Annotated in this window: 24 protein-coding genes and 1 riboswitch; of the genes, 10 read left to right on the top strand and 14 right to left on the bottom strand. The window is 47.0% G+C overall.

The window, feature by feature from the left end; genetic code table 11:
• Positions 1 to 41: 41 nt before the first annotated feature.
• The 5 genes from AC1DN5_RS13645 to cotZ all read left to right on the top strand — a co-directional run bounded on the left by AC1DN5_RS13645 (position 42) and on the right by cotZ (position 2,601).
• The gene (locus tag AC1DN5_RS13645) at positions 42 to 428 is read left to right on the top strand and encodes a spore coat protein (RefSeq protein WP_016938202.1); all 387 of its coding nucleotides are present in this window, start codon (positions 42 to 44) and stop codon (positions 426 to 428) included.
• A gap of 40 nt (positions 429 to 468) precedes the next feature.
• Positions 469 to 783 carry a hypothetical protein gene (locus AC1DN5_RS13640; RefSeq protein WP_016938203.1) on the top strand — a complete coding sequence of 105 codons (315 nt, stop codon included), beginning with the start codon at positions 469 to 471 and terminating at the stop codon, positions 781 to 783.
• A gap of 92 nt (positions 784 to 875) precedes the next feature.
• Entirely contained in the window at positions 876 to 1,376 is a 501-nt protein-coding gene (gene cotX / locus AC1DN5_RS13635) for a spore coat protein CotX (RefSeq protein ID WP_016938204.1), read from the top strand.
• Positions 1,377 to 1,526: 150 nt separating this feature from the next.
• The gene (cotY, locus tag AC1DN5_RS13630) at positions 1,527 to 2,009 is read left to right on the top strand and encodes a spore coat protein CotY (RefSeq protein ID WP_047478023.1); all 483 of its coding nucleotides are present in this window, start codon (positions 1,527 to 1,529) and stop codon (positions 2,007 to 2,009) included.
• 148 nt (positions 2,010 to 2,157) lie between these two features.
• Positions 2,158 to 2,601 (top strand): spore coat protein CotZ, encoded by a 444-nt coding sequence (gene cotZ, locus AC1DN5_RS13625; RefSeq protein ID WP_016938206.1) that lies wholly within the window; start codon positions 2,158 to 2,160, stop codon positions 2,599 to 2,601.
• A gap of 57 nt (positions 2,602 to 2,658) precedes the next feature.
• Here the strand turns inward: cotZ and AC1DN5_RS13620 are convergent, their stop codons facing one another.
• The 10 genes from AC1DN5_RS13620 to AC1DN5_RS13575 form a co-directional block, all read right to left on the bottom strand.
• The gene (locus tag AC1DN5_RS13620; protein ID WP_366969548.1) at positions 2,659 to 3,240 is read right to left on the bottom strand and encodes a CotO family spore coat protein; all 582 of its coding nucleotides are present in this window, start codon (positions 3,238 to 3,240) and stop codon (positions 2,659 to 2,661) included.
• Positions 3,241 to 3,337: 97 nt separating this feature from the next.
• Entirely contained in the window at positions 3,338 to 4,114 is a 777-nt protein-coding gene (gene fabI / locus AC1DN5_RS13615) for an enoyl-ACP reductase FabI (protein ID WP_013351851.1), read from the bottom strand.
• A gap of 129 nt (positions 4,115 to 4,243) precedes the next feature.
• On the bottom strand, positions 4,244 to 5,056 hold the full coding sequence (gene thiD / locus AC1DN5_RS13610) for a bifunctional hydroxymethylpyrimidine kinase/phosphomethylpyrimidine kinase (RefSeq protein ID WP_064777841.1): 813 nt from the start codon (positions 5,054 to 5,056) through the stop codon (positions 4,244 to 4,246).
• Positions 5,057 to 5,078: 22 nt separating this feature from the next.
• Positions 5,079 to 6,089, bottom strand: coding sequence for a thiazole biosynthesis adenylyltransferase ThiF (locus AC1DN5_RS13605; protein ID WP_327813924.1), 1,011 nt, complete (start codon positions 6,087 to 6,089; stop codon positions 5,079 to 5,081).
• A complete protein-coding gene (thiG, locus tag AC1DN5_RS13600; protein WP_327813922.1) occupies positions 6,086 to 6,856 on the bottom strand; it encodes a thiazole synthase in 771 nt (256 codons plus the stop codon). Before thiG ends, AC1DN5_RS13605 begins: the two co-directional genes overlap by 4 nt.
• A complete protein-coding gene (gene thiS / locus AC1DN5_RS13595; protein WP_003155008.1) occupies positions 6,853 to 7,056 on the bottom strand; it encodes a sulfur carrier protein ThiS in 204 nt (67 codons plus the stop codon). Before thiS ends, thiG begins: the two co-directional genes overlap by 4 nt.
• Positions 7,053 to 8,162: a glycine oxidase ThiO gene (gene thiO / locus AC1DN5_RS13590; RefSeq protein WP_366969549.1), complete on the bottom strand. Its 1,110-nt coding sequence runs from the start codon at positions 8,160 to 8,162 to the stop codon at positions 7,053 to 7,055. The genes thiS and thiO overlap by 4 nt, the downstream gene beginning before the upstream one ends.
• Positions 8,146 to 8,763, bottom strand: coding sequence for a thiazole tautomerase TenI (gene tenI, locus AC1DN5_RS13585; protein ID WP_264819977.1), 618 nt, complete (start codon positions 8,761 to 8,763; stop codon positions 8,146 to 8,148). Before tenI ends, thiO begins: the two co-directional genes overlap by 17 nt.
• Positions 8,741 to 9,448, bottom strand: a complete 708-nt coding sequence (tenA, locus tag AC1DN5_RS13580) for a thiaminase II (protein WP_099745143.1) — start codon at positions 9,446 to 9,448, stop codon at positions 8,741 to 8,743. The genes tenI and tenA overlap by 23 nt, the downstream gene beginning before the upstream one ends.
• A gap of 85 nt (positions 9,449 to 9,533) precedes the next feature.
• Positions 9,534 to 9,642, bottom strand: a riboswitch (TPP riboswitch).
• Positions 9,643 to 9,695: 53 nt separating this feature from the next.
• A complete protein-coding gene (locus AC1DN5_RS13575) occupies positions 9,696 to 11,540 on the bottom strand; it encodes a monovalent cation:proton antiporter family protein (protein ID WP_016938214.1) in 1,845 nt (614 codons plus the stop codon).
• 225 nt (positions 11,541 to 11,765) lie between these two features.
• Between AC1DN5_RS13575 and prpE the strand changes: the two genes are divergently transcribed.
• A complete protein-coding gene (gene prpE / locus AC1DN5_RS13570) occupies positions 11,766 to 12,515 on the top strand; it encodes a bis(5'-nucleosyl)-tetraphosphatase PrpE (protein ID WP_366969550.1) in 750 nt (249 codons plus the stop codon).
• Between the two features lie 32 nt (positions 12,516 to 12,547).
• Here the strand turns inward: prpE and AC1DN5_RS13565 are convergent, their stop codons facing one another.
• Genes AC1DN5_RS13565 through AC1DN5_RS13550 form a run of 4 tightly spaced genes read right to left on the bottom strand, consistent with a single transcriptional unit; the run spans position 12,548 to position 15,301 of the window.
• The gene (locus AC1DN5_RS13565; RefSeq protein ID WP_366969551.1) at positions 12,548 to 13,441 is read right to left on the bottom strand and encodes an RluA family pseudouridine synthase; all 894 of its coding nucleotides are present in this window, start codon (positions 13,439 to 13,441) and stop codon (positions 12,548 to 12,550) included.
• A gap of 14 nt (positions 13,442 to 13,455) precedes the next feature.
• A complete protein-coding gene (locus tag AC1DN5_RS13560; RefSeq protein WP_047477853.1) occupies positions 13,456 to 14,256 on the bottom strand; it encodes an NAD kinase in 801 nt (266 codons plus the stop codon).
• Positions 14,257 to 14,272: 16 nt separating this feature from the next.
• Positions 14,273 to 14,908, bottom strand: coding sequence for a GTP diphosphokinase (gene yjbM / locus AC1DN5_RS13555; protein ID WP_016938218.1), 636 nt, complete (start codon positions 14,906 to 14,908; stop codon positions 14,273 to 14,275).
• Between the two features lie 27 nt (positions 14,909 to 14,935).
• Positions 14,936 to 15,301 (bottom strand): UPF0738 family protein, encoded by a 366-nt coding sequence (locus tag AC1DN5_RS13550; protein WP_095240942.1) that lies wholly within the window; start codon positions 15,299 to 15,301, stop codon positions 14,936 to 14,938.
• 124 nt (positions 15,302 to 15,425) lie between these two features.
• On the opposite strand from AC1DN5_RS13550, the gene AC1DN5_RS13545 reads away from it, so the two are divergent.
• From AC1DN5_RS13545 to spxH, 4 genes are all read left to right on the top strand, one after another.
• Complete coding sequence (locus tag AC1DN5_RS13545) at positions 15,426 to 16,001, top strand: CYTH domain-containing protein (RefSeq protein WP_366969552.1); 576 nt, start codon at positions 15,426 to 15,428, stop codon at positions 15,999 to 16,001.
• A gap of 4 nt (positions 16,002 to 16,005) precedes the next feature.
• Positions 16,006 to 16,692: a lytic transglycosylase domain-containing protein gene (locus AC1DN5_RS13540; protein ID WP_045925335.1), complete on the top strand. Its 687-nt coding sequence runs from the start codon at positions 16,006 to 16,008 to the stop codon at positions 16,690 to 16,692.
• 224 nt (positions 16,693 to 16,916) lie between these two features.
• Positions 16,917 to 17,315: a globin domain-containing protein gene (locus AC1DN5_RS13535; RefSeq protein ID WP_016938222.1), complete on the top strand. Its 399-nt coding sequence runs from the start codon at positions 16,917 to 16,919 to the stop codon at positions 17,313 to 17,315.
• Positions 17,312 to 18,214 (top strand): protease adaptor protein SpxH, encoded by a 903-nt coding sequence (gene spxH / locus AC1DN5_RS13530; protein WP_016938223.1) that lies wholly within the window; start codon positions 17,312 to 17,314, stop codon positions 18,212 to 18,214. The genes AC1DN5_RS13535 and spxH overlap by 4 nt, the downstream gene beginning before the upstream one ends.
• The last annotated feature ends 23 nt before the right edge of the window (positions 18,215 to 18,237 follow it).

Raw genomic sequence — 18,237 nt, 5'->3', positions numbered from 1 at the left:
TTTGCATTATATAAAGTATGAATGAGAAAGGAGTGAAGGTTATGTCGTTTGAAGAAAATGTTGAAACACTGCAACCACAAATATTCGAACAATTATCCAACGAATTCGAGCAGAAGATCGAAGTGATTGATTGCGAAAATGTCACAGTAGATACAACACATATAACGGCCGCTCTTTCTATACAAGCCTCAGTTACTGCGGCGATTATCCTCGCGACACAGCTCGTGATAGCAGATGAAGACACAGCCGACCAAATGGTAACCGAACTGCTGATCCTCGATGATTGCCAAATAAAAAAGAGGACCGTCATTCAAGTTCTGAACAGCCGCAATGTCAAAATCACACTGACAGCAGACGATATCATGGCCTTTGTACAAATTTTGTTTCAATTATTAAATGTACTTTTTGCTGAACTAGACATCCTTTAACTCTTTCTATTCAAATTTTTTAAAATAGAGGTGAGAACAAATGGCAGACAACGAAAAAATCAAAAAAGAACTCGAAAATCTACCAGAAGTGGACCCGCTTTTAAAAGTGCTTGTCAGCAATGTCTTCAAAAAACACGGCGTGACAAAAGATAAATTACGGGAAATACCTGACGAAGAAAAAGAAATGCTGATCGCTTTAGTCAAAGACATGCAGGCGAAATCAGAAGCTTTTCTTGAAAGCCAGAAACAGAAAAAAGAGCAGGAAAAAGCACAAGAGCAGCAGAAAACTCCGCAAACCCGCAGAGAACAATTAATCGAACAGCTCCGGCAAAGACGCCAAAATCCCGGTCAATAACTAAAAAATAGTGATTTTTATCAGGATATATGCCTGAGTCAAAGTAAGGGTCCGGCTCATTTAATAATAGTAAAAGAAAAGGAGGAATAGATATGGAAAGCAGACCATACTCTTGGGTTGCACTTGATCCTGAATGCGAACATCCGCGAGAAGAAAAAGAAGAAAAAGAAGGCAGAAGATGCAGTGTTTGCTGTAACGGAAACGGATTCGGCGAAGATAACGCCTTCCTTGACCAAGACCTGGCCCAAGCGAACATCAACAAACAAGTTTCTGAAGAAGCGATTATTATCAGAGATTCTTGCGATATTAACGTAACATCGACAGACGTTCAGGCAGTCACTTCCGTTGTAACAGCGCTTAATGCAGCAGTCGTAACGGCTACTCTCACTTCAATCGCTGACGGAGTCATCGCTGAATTGGTCGCACAAGACTTACTGCAGCTGACAGCTAACAAACAAATCAACCGCCAAAAATTACTCATCGAAAACTCCCGCGGCGTAAACGTGACAACAGTAGATGCCGATATCGCAACGCTGATCTCAACAGCGACAAATACACTGGTTGCCATCTTAGTCATCACTCTCGTCCTCTAAAAAGAAAAGCAGAGCTAAAAAACGCTCTGCTTTTTCTTATTTTCTCCGCATATGATGAATATATAGACGTTCACCCACACCAAGTGAGGCTCGCGTACATATGTTGTTAAAGACAAAAGTCAAATACCCTAAAAGAAGGAGCTGAAATCCATGAGCTGCGGAAAACACCATGGCCGAGATGAAAATTGTGTATGCGATGCAGTCGAGAAGATTTTAGCAGAACAAGAGGCTGTTGAAGAACAATGCCCGACTGGATGCTATACCAATCTGTTAAGCCCGACGGTTACCGGTAAAGATACCATCCCGTTTCTCTTGTTTGATAAAAAAGGCGGTTTGTTCTCCACATTCGGGAACGTCGGAGGATTTGCGGATGACAGCCAGTGTTTCGAGTCTATTTTCTTCCGGGCAGAAAGAGTTTGCGATTGCTGCGCGACGCTTTCAATATTGCGCCCCGTAGATGTGCACGGCGACACCCTCAGCGTCTGCCATCCTTGTGATCCGGATTTCTTCGGTTTAGAAAAAACAGATTTTTGCATTGAAGTTGATCTGAGCTGCTTCAGCGCCATTCAATGCCTTTCACCCGAACTTGTCGACCGGCCTGCGCCGCACAAAGAGAAAAAGCATCACGGATAGTCATTGATTCGCATCTTTTCTAAAGAGGAATCCCCTTCCAACTTTCTATTACAGATGCAATCATCAGCCCGCCCGGACGCCCGGGCGGCTGACTCTCCGATATCGTTTAATCCGGTGCCATTTAAAACGTGAAGTCAGGAGGGAAATTATGAGCAAGAATACAACATACTGTGTGCGTGAAGCGGTGGAAAATATTGAGGACCTGCAAAATGCGGTTGAGGAAGATTGCCCGGCCGGATGCTATTCCAACCTTTTATCGCCGGGTTTTTCATTAGGCGATACAGTGCCGTTTGTGCTTTTCACTTCTAAATCATCGCCGTTTATCGCTTTCGGAAATGTCGGCGAGCTGGATAACGGTCCGTGCTTTAATACTCTTTTTTTCAGAGTTGAAAGAGTCTGTGACGGCTGTGCCACATTAAGCCTGCTTATTGCTTTTGACGAACATAAGCACATCCTTGATTTTACAGATAAAGATTCTGTCTGTGATGTATTCCGTTTAGAAAAAACAAACTATTGCGTTGAAGTCGATCTTCACAGCTTCTGCGCCATCAATTGCCTTAGCCCGAGATTGCTGAACCGCACACATTCTTAACCGAAAAGCATAAAAATAAGCTGCCGGAGTAAAGAATTCAGGCAGCTTTTTGTATGGTTAAAAACCGAGCGGATGCAGCGAGGTGATATCGCTGATGGCAAGCTCAGCAGGCGCACCGTTGCTCGTCGTCCTCAAATAGATGGCATCATTTTTTCTGCCGACGATTACGCCTCTGTAAGTTTTCCCGTTGGCTTCTATCAAACAAAGCGCCCGGGGCATATTATGCGGCAGTTTCGTTAAGAAATCAATTTTTTCAAGAATGGACATTCTGCTCATCGGCTTTTTCACGCGCTTTGGCGGGACCCTCTCCTCCGAGGCGTCATTGTGAACCGCTTCAGGCTCTTTTTCTGCGGCGTCGGGCTCAGCAGCATCCTGCACTTGCGCCGGAATTTCTTGTGCGGCTTCCTCTGTTCGGCTGTGCTGTTCAGGTGTCTGCTTTTCTGGTTCGGCAGGCGCTGCTTCGACAGGCTGAGTCTTACTTTTTTCCTCCTGTCTTCCTTGCGCAGGCTCTTCTATAGGCAGCTGAGGTGTTTTCCTTTTGATTAATATATCCTGCATTGATGATTGCGTGTCTGAATAATCCGGCTGCACAATATACATGAGCGGTTTTTTGTCCGCGTTTCTGTTTTGTTTTGACATCTTCATCCCTCCGATTCTGTCATGTTTTATCTATATGACGGAATGATTAAAATCAGAAGAAAGAAAAAGCAATCCCTAAAAAGGGACTGCTTGTCAATTAACGTGCGGTAATATGGAAACCGGAATCAACGTGAAGATTTTCACCCGTGATGCCTCTTGACAGATCACTGAACAAGAATGCGGCCGTGTCACCCACTTCTTCAGGTGTTGTCGTGCGGCGCAGCGGCGCGCGCTCTTCGATTTCCTTCAGGATAGAATTAAAATCACTGATTCCTTTTGCAGAAAGCGTGCGGATCGGTCCTGCTGAAATGCTGTTGACGCGGATGTTTTCTTTTCCTAAGTCAGCCGCTAAATATCTGACACTTGCATCAAGAGACGCTTTTGCAACACCCATTACGTTATAGTTTGAAACGACGCGCTCGCCGCCGAGGTAAGTGAGTGTGACGATGCTGCCGCCTTCAGTCATGATCGGACGAGCCGCTTTTGCGACCGCTGTCAGAGAGTAAGAACTGATGTTATGCGCAAGCAGGAATCCCTCACGGTTCGTATTTAAATATTCACCGACAAGCTCCTCTTTGTTTGCAAATGCGATGCAGTGCGCAATGCCGTGAATCACGCCGACCTGCTCTTTAATGCTCGCAAAGCAAGTTTCGATCTCAGCGTCATTTGTCACATCACACGGAAGGATGAGAGAATCATTTCTTTCTAATGTAGCCGCAAGGTCATGAACTGATTTTTCCAATCGCTCCCCTGCGTAAGTGAAAATGAGGCGCGCTCCGGCTTCATGAAGCGAGCGGGCGATTCCCCAGGCGATACTGCGTTTATTGGCAACGCCCATCACAACGATGTTGCGGCCTTCTAGTGAGAAATTCATATGTATAAAGCCTCCTGTAATCGTCTTAAAGACATAATTTAGTACCTGATCTTAATTTTTATCATATCATAACCTTGTCCAGATTGAAAGCATGGGAAAAAGACCGCGGGGTGTTGAAGCGGTCTCTTTTTATCTCGTCTGCAGGCTGTTTCTTTTATAGGCAAAATGATTTGTCGGCCCGTGTCCAGCTCCGATGCCGAGCGTATGTTCCACGGCTTCACGCACAAAGTTGGCAGCTGTCTCAAACGCAGCTTGAATATGTTTTCCTTTTGCGGTTTCCGCCGTCAGCGCAGCCGCAAATGTACAGCCCGTTCCGTGGGTGTGTTTCGTATCAATATAGGCGTGACTGATTCCGGTAAAAGATGAACCGTCAAATAATAAATCAACGATTTTCCCCTGTTCAGGCTGGTGTCCGCCTTTTATGATGACGTTCTTTGCGCCAAGCTGACAAAGGCGTTCGGCCGCTTTTTTCCGGTCTTCAAACGTACGGATTTCCATTCCGGTCAATGCCTCAGCTTCCGGAACATTCGGCGTAATCGCATAACTGCGCGGAATTAACAGCTCTTTTAACGCGGCCTGTGCTTCCTCACGCAGCAGGGATGCGCCTCCTTTGGCAATCATGACGGGATCGGTGATGAGATGCTCCAGTCTGTACTGATCCATTTTTTGCACAATTTCCGCAATCATCTCCGCGCTCCACAGCATTCCCGTTTTTATCGCGTCAGGCCGCAGATCTTCCGCCACCGCGTCGATCTGGCTGCCAAGCGCTTCCCGGGTGAGCGGGTAGATGCCGTGAACCCCCAATGTATTCTGGGCGGTTACCGCTGTAATGGCTGACATCCCGAAGACGCCGAGCTCCTGAAAAGTTTTCAGGTCCGCCTGTATACCGGCCCCTCCTCCTGAATCTGACCCGGCAATCGTCAATGCTTTGCAAATGCTCATGCTGTTTTTCTCTCCTTTCGCATTATCCGATCCATTTATGATAAAAGGATTTCGCTCTGCTGATGTCACTTGTGCCGTGAATTAATGCTCTGCCGTCACGAAACAGAACCATCTTGAAACTGTCTGTCGTGAAAGAAATTAAATACGGATTGGCCGAAACGTCAAGCCCGGCCCGTCTGAGCTGTCCCGAAAGCCTTTGCAGATCAAACGGCTCTGAGATTCCTGTTCTGATCTGTACCGTGTTTCTCCCGCACAGAACAGCAGCTTTTGACTGATTCTCGTAAGATAAAAACGGAAAATCGTTCGTGCCGCAGCTTGGGCAATCCGCTTTCTTGAGACGGGCAACGTTTATTTCGGACCGTTCATTTTTCCACAAATCAAACGAGCGGAGAACATGCTCAACAGGTCCGCCTGTTAACAGCTTCAGCGCGTCTGCAGTCTGAAAAACAGCCGCCTGTAATACAGCCGGACTGATAATTCCCGCCGTATCACATGTCATACCGCCTAAAGGCAATGTCTCAAGCAGACAGTGAAGGCACGGCGTGACACCGGGAATGACGGTAAAGGAGAGTCCGTAGCTGCCGACACAGGCGCCGTACAGAAAAGGAATTCCTTTCTGTACAGCCGCATCGTTCACAATCAGCCTCGTTTCAAAGTTGTCAGTCGCGTCAATGATAAGAGATGCGTCACAAATCAGTCCGGGTGCGTTTTCCGCAGTGACATCCATGACAAATCCTTTCACATCTACATCGCTGTTTATGGATTTAAGCCGTTTTTCAGCTGCCGCGGCTTTCGGCATTTCCTGTCTGACATCATCTTCGGTATAAAGCTGCTGGCGCTGGAGATTACTCCACTCCACATAATCTCTGTCAGCGATCGTTACCTTCCCGACCCCTGCTCTGACAAGCATCTCTGCATTTGCCGCACCAAGCGCACCCGCGCCGATAACCACGGCATGAGACGACCGGAGCTTCTCCTGTCCGGAGGGACCGATCGGCTGATACAGCTCCTGTCTGGAATATCTGTCCGTCATACCGGAAGACCGTCCCGCGGACTGCTTGCAGTTCCGTAATCTTTCACCGGAATCCGCCCGGCTTCATAAGAAAGGCGGCCCGCTTCTACGGCAAGCTTCATCGCCCGGGCCATTTTGACCGGATCATCAGCGCCTGACACAGCGGTATTTAATAACACGCCGTCAGCTCCGAGCTCCATCGCGTAGGCGGCGTCTTTTGAAGATCCGAGACCGGCATCAACAATGACCGGCACCTTCGCCTGTTCAATGATAAAGGAAAGATTCAGCGGATTTAAAATTCCCTGACCGGAACCGATCGGTGAAGCGCCCGGCATAATAGCATGGACTCCGAGCTCCTCAAGACGCCTTGCGAGCACGACATCATCTGACGTATACGGAAGAACGATAAATCCCTCTTCAAGCAGCTGCTCTGATGCTTTCAGCGTTTCAACCGGATCAGGCAAAAGTGACCGGCTGCAACCGATGACTTCCACTTTTATCATGTCACAAAGTCCTGAAGCTTTGGCAAGCCTTGCGATTCTGACCGCCTCTTCAGCCGTTGCGGCGCCGGCTGTATTCGGCAGAAGCGTGTACTTAGACAAATCAAGCTGTTCGAGAAAGTTTGGCTGAGACTGTTCAAAGATGTTCATCCGCCTCACCGCAAAGGTTAAAATATTTGATTCCGAGACGGCCACCGCCTCTTTCTGAATCTCAAAACTCGGATATTTCCCCGTTCCTAACAGCAATCTTGACTGAAACTGTTTCCCGCCTATTGTTAACATCCTCATCCGCCTCCTACAAAATGGACAATTTCTATGACGTCGCGATCACATAAACTTGTGTTTTCATAATTCTTTTTTTCGATGATTTCTTTATTTCTTTCTACAACTACGATTCTTTGATCAAGCTGATACGATTCAAGCAAATCCTGAACCGTCCCCTCTTTTCGATTCCAATCAATTTGTTTTCCGTTCAGCTGAAGAATCATATTTGAACAGCCTCCTTGCGATCAATTCGAAACGCTTCTACCCATTCATGTTTAACCTGTCTTCCCAGGATCATATCCCGCACCATTTCAGCCGTTGCCGGAGCTAACAGGATGCCGTTTCGAAAATGGCCGGCGGCGAATATGATGCCGCTGTTATCAGGATGCCGCCCGATAAACGGCTTTCCGTCTTTTGTTCCCGGCCTGAGCCCCGCCCAAAAACGGTCTATTTTCATATGTTCGATGGCGGGAAGCATGGTTTTCGCTTTCGCAATGATAGCCTCAATCCCGCCGATGTCAGGCGTGTCGCTCCAGTCGCCCTGTTTCATCGTGGCGCCGATGACAAGCCGCCCGCTTTTTCTCGGAACGACATAACAATGATCATGGTAAAGGGTTTTGGTCAGCGGGATTTCGTCATTCCACACAGAGAGGCATTCTCCTTTCACAGGGAAAAAAGGCTGTCCCAAGCCGAGCTGGCTGAAAAACCGGCCGCTCCATACACCGCTGGCAACTGCGACTTTGTCAGCATAAACATCCCCACCGGACGTTGTGATGCAGTATTCTCCGTTCACCCGTTTTACGGAAGTGACTTGTGTATGCTCACATATGTCAGCGCCATAACGCCGCGCCCCTTTTGCATATGCTTTGCAAACATAGTAAGGTTCGACATGGACATCGTCTTTTATAAAATATGCGCCGAGAATGTCCTTTGAAGTGTAAGGCTCTTTTTCAAGAACCTCCTCCGCTGAGAGCCAAGTGACGGAAGATAAATCATCCATTTTCCGTAAACGGGTCATGTCTTCTTCTGTATACGCCAGTTTAAGCATTCCGCCGTTATGGCGCCTGATATTAATGCCGCTGGCTTCCTCAAGCTCTTGCCCCGCCGCTTCATACAGTCTTTGGCTGTGCATAGCAAAATCAAAAAACGCATCCCGGTTTTCACATTCCGCGTGAGCGCCAAGCATTCCCGCCGCAGCGCTTGTCGTTTTTCGGCCGACTTCCCCGGCTTCAAACAAGACAACGTTCTGCTGCGTCTTCGCCAGCTCATAAGAAATGGCGCATCCGATAATTCCGCCCCCGATAACCGCCGTATCATAGTGCTTCTTCATAATCAGCCTCCTTCACCGCGCGTGCATACCGTTTTGCCGCCTCCTCAGGATTTTCAGCTGAGAAAATGCCTGACATGACAGCAATTCCGTCCGGTTTCGCCTGCTTTGTGAGCTGGATCGTCTGCAGTGTCATTCCGCCGATTGCAATGACGGGGATGGAAAGCGTGCGTTTGATCTCTGAAAGCAGGCTGATGCCTCTTGCTTCAAGTCCTTGTTTACATTCCGTTTCAAACACATGGCCGAACACCACATAATCCGCATCTTCCTTTTCAGCTTGGATGGCTTCTTCCAGCGAATGAACCGAACGTCCGATATGAAGATGGGGAAATCTGCTTCGCACCTGCTTTACGGAAAAGCTGCTGGACGGGAGCTGAACACGGTGTATATTGGCAAAAAACGCGATATCCGCCCGATCATTGATGATCAATTTGTCCTTATCCGCACCGCCTCTTTTCAACAGTGACAAAAGCTGCATGATCTCTCCTGCTGTTTTATCCCGCTCACGGATATGGATAAAGCTTACTTCGCGCTGAATCGATAGAATATCCTCGGCCAGCTCGGCAACGGGTTTGCGATTATCAGTTACGGCGTGCAGCTCCAAAGGATTCCACCTCTTTTCCGCCCTTCTCGGACCAGCCTTCTTTTTGATAAGCCATTCCCCAAAATTGATATTCATAATAGCTTGAAATCACAAAATTCTCTTTCATTTTCGCGCGGATTTCCTCTGTGCTGTTTTCAGCAATCTCGTCAAAACGGCTGATCTGTTCTTCGACCTGCTGTCTGAACCAGTCTCCGCCGTATGTACCGATCCATTTTTCGTAAATCGGATGTTCCGGTTTACATTCCTTTAAGCGTTCGCCGACTTCATAATAAAGCCAATAGCAGGGCAGAAGCGCGGCTAAAATTTCTCCAAAATTCCCGCTCATCACCGATCTGTACATATGAGACGTATAAGAATAGGCTGTCGGCGCCGGCTTAAATGCCGCGCGCTCTTCTTCTGTAATCCCTAAAATCTCCGTAAATTCGCGGTGCAGCGCCATTTCCGCTTCATATGTGCCTTGAGCGTGGCCCGCCATCCTTCCCGTCGTAAACAAGTCTTCGGCATATGCGGCTGCAAACGCCTGAACTTTTGCAAAATGCGTCAAGTAGTAGGAATCTTGCAGTACATAATAACTGAAACGGTCTAACGGCAGGCTTCCGTCACCGATCCCTGTTACAAACGGATGAACAAAGCTTCCGTCCCACCATTCGGCTGCCGCCAGTCTGCATTCTTCAGAAAATGTCATAAAGTTTTCCCCCCTGATAAAATAAAAAAACCACTTTCCCGCATCGGAAAAGTGGTTTGGAATTTATCTGGATAAAAGGAACCCGAAAAATACCGCTCCACTTCCCTACGCAGGTCTGAACCTGTTCAAGTTATGAGGGTCTAAAAGTCTCACTTTTATCTCAGCCCTTATGAAGGACACCCCTAGTGGTCATACGATTGATCATTTACTTGTTATGCCTTCTATCTTATCACGAAATGCAATTTGGTCAAGCTTCAAGGATTTTTCTCAGCTCCGACACGTAGTTGCGCGAGCCCGTAACGATGAGACGGTCTCCTGTTTTCAGCCTCGTGTCCCCATGCGGAACGATGCTGTCCACACCTCTGAAAATCCGAACGAAAATCACATCGCCCATCAGCGGAAATTCGCGCAGAATAATGCCGTTATACGCCGTATTTTCCAGATTGATCTGATAAAGCGAAGACTCTTCATTCGTTAGAAGGTTCATCACGCCCGGCGCCTCAATTAATGCGCGCAAGAGCGTCTTTGTAGACAGAAGGATAGAAAAAATACTGATGCCCTCTTCCTTCAGTTTTGTTTCATGTTCAACCGAGCCGACGCTTGCGATGATGCGCTCAGTCCCTTTCTCTTTCGCCATTAAGGCGATTTCAGCGTTCACATCTTCATTTCCCGTCGCCACGACAAGAATATCCGTTTTAAAAATACCGTGCGACTCAAGCGTGCCGGGCTCGTAATCAGAAATCGTTTCAACAGAAAAAACAGATTCCGCAAGCTTTTCCCCGGCATTTTCCTGATACACATGGACGACCCGCACATCATATTCCTCATCAGGCAGCTCCAGCGTCACCGGAAGCGTCATTTGGTTGGCGCCGATAAATGTAATGCGCTTCTTTTCCTGCGGCGCACTTTGCCGCTTGAATAATTTTTTAAAGCCGACCGGTGTGATGATGCTGGCGATAACCGCAACCAAAGTCAGCGCGCCGGACATATTGGCGCTGATAATGTGAAGCCTTTCTCCGATCGTAGCCGCCGCGATAACAAGCGACAGCGTAGAAGTCAGCAAAAACCCCGAAGCAAACACGGTTCTTTTGTCATACCATTTCTTTAAATAAAACACCGGGAATATTTTGCTGATAAACAGCGCAAGCAGAAGCAGCGGAATCATCGTCAATGTTTTCGGATCTTGGAAGAGCGTCCATATGTCCAGCTTCACCCCGACCATGACGAAAAAGATCGGAATTAAAAACCCGTAGCCGAATGAATCCAGCTGCTCCACCATTTCTTTATTCGGCGACAGAAGCGATACCAAAACGCCTGCTAAAAATGCACCGAGAATATTTTCCGCCCCGAGAGATTCCGATAAAGCGACAAGCACGATAATCAGTGTAAAAATGGCTCGCGTGCCGATCTGGACGGTGCCTTTAGACATCGACTGCACAAACGAGCGGTGTTTAAAGATCCTGCCGAAGAAATACAGCACCACCCCCGCGGCAAAGAGAATCAGAAGAAGCCACATATTTCCGCTGTCTTCCCCGTAAAGAGAAGAGAAGAAAGCGAGCAGAATCATCGTAGCCAAGTCCGCAATAACGGCGACAAGCAGAATGATCTGGCCGATATTGGAATTCATGATCCGTTCTTCCTTTAAAGTCGGAACGACCACACCGAGTGATATTGTCGAAATAATAAGCGTCATTAAAAACGCGTTTTGAATAAAACCGGCTAATACAAAGGCATAGGACAGCAGCAATGATAAAATAAAGATGCCGAAAAATATGATCAATGCGGCAGAAAACGTATTGGGTGCTTCCTTGCCGTTCGGAAGGAATTGTTTTTTCTTCCCTTTCTCAAATGACGAAAAGTCAATTTCCAATCCGCTTAAAAACATTAAAAAGATAAAGCCGAGAACAGACAGCGTCTCCAGCCACGTGTCTCCCTGAACGACGAGATTCAGGCCGCTTTTTCCGATAATAAGCCCCATGATGATTTCCGCGACAACGACCGGAATGCTGAGCTTAAACCGATGTAAAAGGAGCGGCGTCAAAAAAGCGACGATCAGAACGACGACTAAAGAAGCGACTGATGTGTGTTCCATTTGTAAATACCTCCTTAAAACAAGGGTTATAAAAGCCCGCTTAAAGCGGGCAATACCTTACTTTTTTTAAAAACATAACGCATATTCTAACAAGGCTGGCGGCGAAAAAAAAGTGATAAGGCATTATTTCTTCAAATTCTTTTTTAATTTGTACCAAAACAGCGTAATTAGGTAAAGGAATTAGTCCCATAATAAATAAAAAACCGGAAAAGGGAGGCTGACAGAATGGCTTATGACATCATCAGCGATATACACGGATGTTATGACGAAATGATCGCGTTAATGCAAAAGCTCGGATATGAAGTGAAAGACGGAATGCCCGTCCATTCTGAAGACAGAACGCTAGTCTTTGCGGGAGATTTAACAGACAGAGGCCCCAAATCCGTAGATGTGATGCGTTTCGTGGCAAAAGCATATGAAAAAGGCATCGTCCGTTATGTCCCGGGAAATCATTGCAACAAACTGTATCGTTACTTAAAAGGAAACCCCGTAAAAGTGATGCACGGACTGGAAACGACGGCAGCCGAACTGAAAGAGCTGTCTTTCGCCGACAGAACGGAAGTCTCCAGACAATTTATCCGATTATATGAGTCAGCGCCGCTTTATGACATTTTACATAATGGCGATCTCGTTGTCGCCCACGCCGGCATAAAAGCTGACGATATCGGTAAATACTCGCGTAAGGTAAAAGAATTTGTGTTGTACGGCGATATCACGGGTGAAACGTATCCCGACGGCAGACCTGTCAGGAGAGACTGGGCCGCCGCCTATGAAGGGAAGGCATGGATTGTTTACGGCCATACCCCGGTAAAACGCCCCCGGATCGTCAACCGTACAATCAACATTGATACAGGATGCGTCTTCGGGAATCAGCTGACAGGCTTTCGCTTTCCGGAGCATGAAACCGTCTCTGTTGAAAGCTCAATGCCTTATGATGCTTCACGCTTTCGCGAAGATCAAGGCAGTCAGACATGAAAAAAGCCCGAAACCGGTAAACGGTTCGGGCTTTACAAATGTTCAATCAATGTTTTCATATCGTCAGGAACGGGGGCATGAAAAACGAGCGTTTCTCCTGTTATGGGGTGTACGAATGAAAGCTGCTCACTGTGAAGCGCCTGCCGTGCAATTCCCTCGTTTTTCCCGCCGTACAGCGTATCACCGACTAACGGATGGCCAAGGTAACTCATGTGCACCCGGATTTGATGGGTCCGCCCCGTCTCAAGCCGCAACTGCGCAAGCGTAAACACACGTCCGGTTTTTTCCGTTTGAAAATGCGTTACCGCTTCTTGTCCCTCCGGCGTTACCATCCGCTCAATAATGCTGCCGGGTTTTCTGCCGATTGGCGCGTCCACCGTTCCTTCTTTCTGCTGCATGACGCCGTGTACGACAGCGAGATACTGCCTGCTGACAAGCCCCTTCTTCTGCGCTGCCGACAAAAGAGAATGAGCAAGCCGATGCTTGGCGATCAGCATCGCTCCCGACGTATCCCTGTCAAGACGGGTGACGAGATGAACCGTCGACTGTACGCCGCTTTTTAAGTAATGGCTGATCACTCCGTTAGCGATGCTTTCCGACGGGTGTTCCCGTGATGGAATTGAGGAAACAAACGGCTGTTTATTGACCACCAGCACATGGTCATCTTCATAAAGAATGTCAAGCGGAACCGGCTCAGGCAAAAGCGTTTCACTCACATGCTCCTTTGGGAATTCAATCTTAAGCACATCCCCTGCCGCTAATACGGCGCGGACGGTTACATGCTCTCCATTGACAAGAAGATCTCCCCCGCCGAATTTAATGTCAGCGAGAAGCCGTTTCGAAATGCCGAGCTGTGCCGTATATTCTTTTACCGTCATGCCGGCTTCCCGGGCTGAAATATTCTTTTGGATAAAAAAGTTGTTCAATCCGTTTCCTCTTTCTATTCGCCTTTTCCGATAAAGGAATCCTGCACTCTTTTCCAAAACGGAAAAGGGCGGAATCTTGCAAATCTGACTTTTTCATTTGCCACCCGGCATAGAATAGATTTGACATCCTTATGCAGCAAGGTCAAATGATCAATCGTGACTTGGAAGTCGACGTCGTTTCTCGGTTTGATGACACAGTTATGATGATCGGGAAGCAAAAGCGGCGAACCGACAGTCCTGAACACTCTGTTGTTGATGGATGCCATTTCCGCGAGCTGAATCGCTCTGATGGAAGGATGAATGATCGCGCCGCCTAACGCTTTATTATAAGCCGTGCTTCCGGAAGGCGTTGACAGACATAAACCGTCTCCCCTGAACGTTTCAAACAGCTGGCCTTTAATTTCAACGTCAGCGACGAGACTGCCTTCAATGCTTTTGATCGTACATTCATTCAAAGCCAGATACCGTTCCTCACGCTCTTCATCATGATAAGTGACAACCACTTCAAGAAGGGGATATTCCACGGTATGATACGGCGTTTTGGCGATGGCAAGAACAAGCTTTTCTATCTCCTGCGGAACCCAATCGGCATAAAAACCCAAATGCCCCGTGTGAACTCCGACAAAAGCCGTTTTATCCAGACGGTCGCTGTATCTGTGGAATGCGTAGAGAAGCGTTCCGTCACCGCCGACGGAAATAACGATTTCCGGCTCTTTTTCATCCAAGGTCATATCAAAATCAAGTAAATACGCCTGTATTTTGCTTTTCAGTGTATCTGAAACTTCGTCTCCTTTTGAAGAAACGGCAAATTTCATGCCATTCCCCTCCTTTCTACTGGTGGCCTCCCGCTTTTTTCTTTCGTGAAAACGCGGCTTGGGCTTCCTGAATCTCTCCGCGGATTTCAGACATTTCTTCATCGAGCCGGGATGCGGCTTCCGAGGCCCGCTGCAGCCTCAGCTTTACTTTTTCGGGAATGTTCCCGCTGTATTTGTAATTCAGTGAATGCTCAATGGTGGCCCAAAAGTTCATGGCAAGCGTCCGAATCTGTATCTCCACAAGAACATGCTTTTCTCCGGACGCAGTTTGTAAAGGATATAAAACGACAAGGTGGTAAGACCGGTATCCGCTCTCTTTATGCTCTGCTATGTAATCCCGCTTGTCGACAACGGTAAAATCTTTTCTGGCAAACAGCATATTTTTGACGATCTGGATATCATCGACAAATTGGCACATAATACGCAGTCCTGCGATATCCTGCATCGTTTCAATCTGATGAAGCGGTATGCTTTTCCGTCTCGCTTTTTCAAGTATGCTTACCACCGGCTTCACGCGGCCTGTCACAAACTCAATCGGTGAGTGGTCATCTTCATACTCATAAAGGGTTCTGACGCCTTTCAGCTTCACCTTTAATTCCTCAACAGCCTGGCGGTATGGCGCTAGAAATTGCTCCCATTGTTTGTCATCCATCGTACATCCCCCAATTCCGAACCTGTTCTAAAGAAATACGCTTTTCACTTTTTCTTCCATATCTCCGTAGTTTGCATTATCTTTAATATTTTCAATAAGATAATCGAGTTCTTCATGCAGCCCTGAAAGTTCAACCGTTTTGCCGCCGGCCTCCAGCACCGCCGGTTTTCTTTTGTCAAAGGCCTCTTTCAGATCCGGCCATACATGTTCTTTTATAATGACATATTCAAAAGAGTCAGCTGTTTCAAGTATGTATACAAAAGCAAAGTGATCGGAATCAACAAGCATTTGACCTGTGGCTTTGCGTTCCGCTCCGCTTAAGTCCTCTCCGCACTTCAGGCGGAGCACGTCTTCTGTTAATGATGCATTTTGAATTTCAATTCTCTTTTGCATAATGTTCTCCTTTTTTAACAAAGTACAGCATTTATTTTATCATATCAAGGTCGATATTGATAAACGTAACCTCTAAAGAGATAATGGGAATTATACAATTTTTCGTCCTGAAAGGAAGACTGTCATGACCCAAGAAATAGAAATTGAATTCAAAAATCTGGTGACAAAATCAGAATTTCAGAAGCTGAGTGAAGCACTCGGCATGAAAGAACATGATTTTAAGCAGCAAATCAATCATTATTTCGATACAAAAGATTTTTCTCTGAAACAAAAAAAATCAGCCCTCCGCATCCGTGAAAAAAACGGCGCGTTCGTCCTGACTTTAAAAGAGCCTGCCGCGGTCGGTCTGCTGGAAACGCACCAAGAGCTTGCAAAACAGCCTGACCTTAACAGCTTCAAGATCCCCGAAGGCCCTGTAAAACGGCAGCTGGACGGTCTCGGTATCCATTCAGAAGCCATTTGTTACTTCGGAACGCTGTCGACTGAACGCGCGGAAAAAGAATCAGAAAAAGGCTTAATCATTTTAGATCACAGCCGATATTTAGAGAAAGAAGACTTTGAATTGGAATTCGAGGCTGCTGACTGGGACGAAGGAAAACGGGCGTTTGAACAATTGCTCAAGCAATTCGGCATCCCTCAGCGGGTCACTAAAAATAAAATCCAGCGTTTTTATGAACAGAAACAAAAAAAGGTGGAATGACACAGTGAATATAACGAATTGGGCGGCCCTTCTCCAGCTTCAATCAATGGCGCTGCAATCAATGTCTAATACAAGCACCGCTTCAAGCGGACAATCTGCAGAAAGCCCGCTTGCAAATTTCAGCGCGCTGCTCAGCCAATATACGGGCACAGCCGTCCGGCAGCAACCGGAAGCGGGAATTTTAAACGGGGTACGGACCGATCATACTTCATATTCACCGAGAATTCCGGTTTCAGTCAGTCCCGCGGCCGCTTCACAGACCGCTTCTTCCGGTATAAAACCTGCGCATACAGCTTCTGACATCAGCACCGGAAACTTTTCAATAGACAGCGCCATTCAAAAAGCGGCCGAAAAATACGGAGTCGACGAAAAGCTGATCCGTGCGGTTATTAAACAGGAATCAGGCTTTAATCCGAAAGCGGTCAGCGGTGCGGGGGCGATGGGACTGATGCAGCTCATGCCTTCCACGGCTGAATCACTCGGGGTGTCAAACCCGCTTGATCCCGTCCAGAACGCTGACGGCGGGACGAAATACTTAAAGCAGATGCTCACAAAATACGACGGAAATGTGTCTCTGGCGTTAGCCGCCTACAACGCAGGCCCCGGCAACGTAGATCAGTACGGAGGCATTCCGCCGTTTAAAGAAACACAGCAATATGTCAAAAACATCACCCAGCAGTATTACGCGTAAACCAGAGAGGCTTCCTTCTCTGGTTTTTTTGCGGAGTAAATCTTACACATGAATGAAGTCGATGTGATATGATATGAAATACAAGCGCCTGACAGAAAGGCACTTTGTTTGTAGAAATAAAATGTTATTGCTAAAATATACAGTAACTGAAGATAGTAAAACTGAAAGATAATTTCGCAATAGGAATTATGATTCCTATTAGCCATATAAAAGGAGTAGTCAACATGGGACAATCGTTTAACGCACCATATGAAGCGATTGGAGAGGAACTTCTATCGCAACTTGTTGATACTTTTTATGAGCGTGTCTCGTCTCATCCCTTGCTGAAGCCGATATTCCCAAGTGATTTGACTGAAACGGCCAGAAAACAAAAGCAATTTTTAACCCAGTATTTAGGCGGGCCTCCCCTCTATACTGAAGAACATGGCCATCCCATGCTCAGAGCAAGGCATCTTCCCTTTCCGATTACGGCAGAAAGGGCTGATGCGTGGCTGAGCTGTATGAGCAGAGCGATGGATCATGTCGGGCTAGAGGGCGATATTCGTGAATTTCTGTACGGGCGTCTGGAATTAACGGCCAGACATATGGTAAACCAGTCAGAAGCGGAGGATCGATCATATTGACGAATTATCAGCATGAGCAATACTTCGCCCATTGCCACGGACACCCAAAAAAACCGCTGGAAATTTACATGTTTGTCGACCCTTTATGTCCTGAATGCTGGTCGCTGGAGCCCGCCATAAAAAAATTAAAAATCCGATACGGACGTTTTTTTACGCTGCGGATCATTGTTTCCGCGAGCATCACATCACTGAATAAGCAAAAGCGTAAAAAACACCTTCTTGCCGAAGCTTGGGAAAAAATCGCGAACCGTTCCGGGATGCCGTGTGACGGAAGCCTTTGGCTTGAGCAGGATCAGCCCCTTTCATCACCTTATCTGGCGGCACTCGCTTTAAAAGCGGCCGAACTGCAGGGAAGAAAGGCCGGCATCCTGTTTCTCCGCAACATGCAGGAAAGCCTGTTTGTCTCAAAGCAGAATATTACAGATGAAGACGTTCTTTTAGAGATTGCCAAAAAGACGAAATTGGATGTCGAAGAATTTAAACGCGATCTCCATTCACAAAGCGCGGTAAAAGCGCTGCAGTGCGATATGAAAATCGCCGCGGAAATGGACGTCACCGTTAATCCGACATTGACGTTCTTTAACAGCCTGCATGATGACGAAGGGCTGAAAGTGCCCGGCAACTATTCTTATGAAGTATACGAAGACATCTTATTCGAAATGCTCGGCGATGAACCGAAGCCTTCTGAAACGCCGCCTTTGGAATGTTTCATTGAATATTTCCGATTTGTCGCATCGAAAGAAATTGCACTTGTTTATGATTTAAGCCTTGAGGAAGTTGAAAAAGAAATGAAAAAACTGGCGTTCGCCAAAAAGGTCGCCAGAGTGGATGCAAAGCACGGTCTGTTTTGGAAATCCTTAACCGGAACCAAAGAGGATGTTACCTGCTGCGATCATTAAAAAAAGCTGATTCCTTACGGAGC

This window comes from Bacillus sp. 01N42_2, from assembly GCF_056399565.1.
This window is presented reverse-complemented; position numbering and strand designations above follow the sequence as displayed.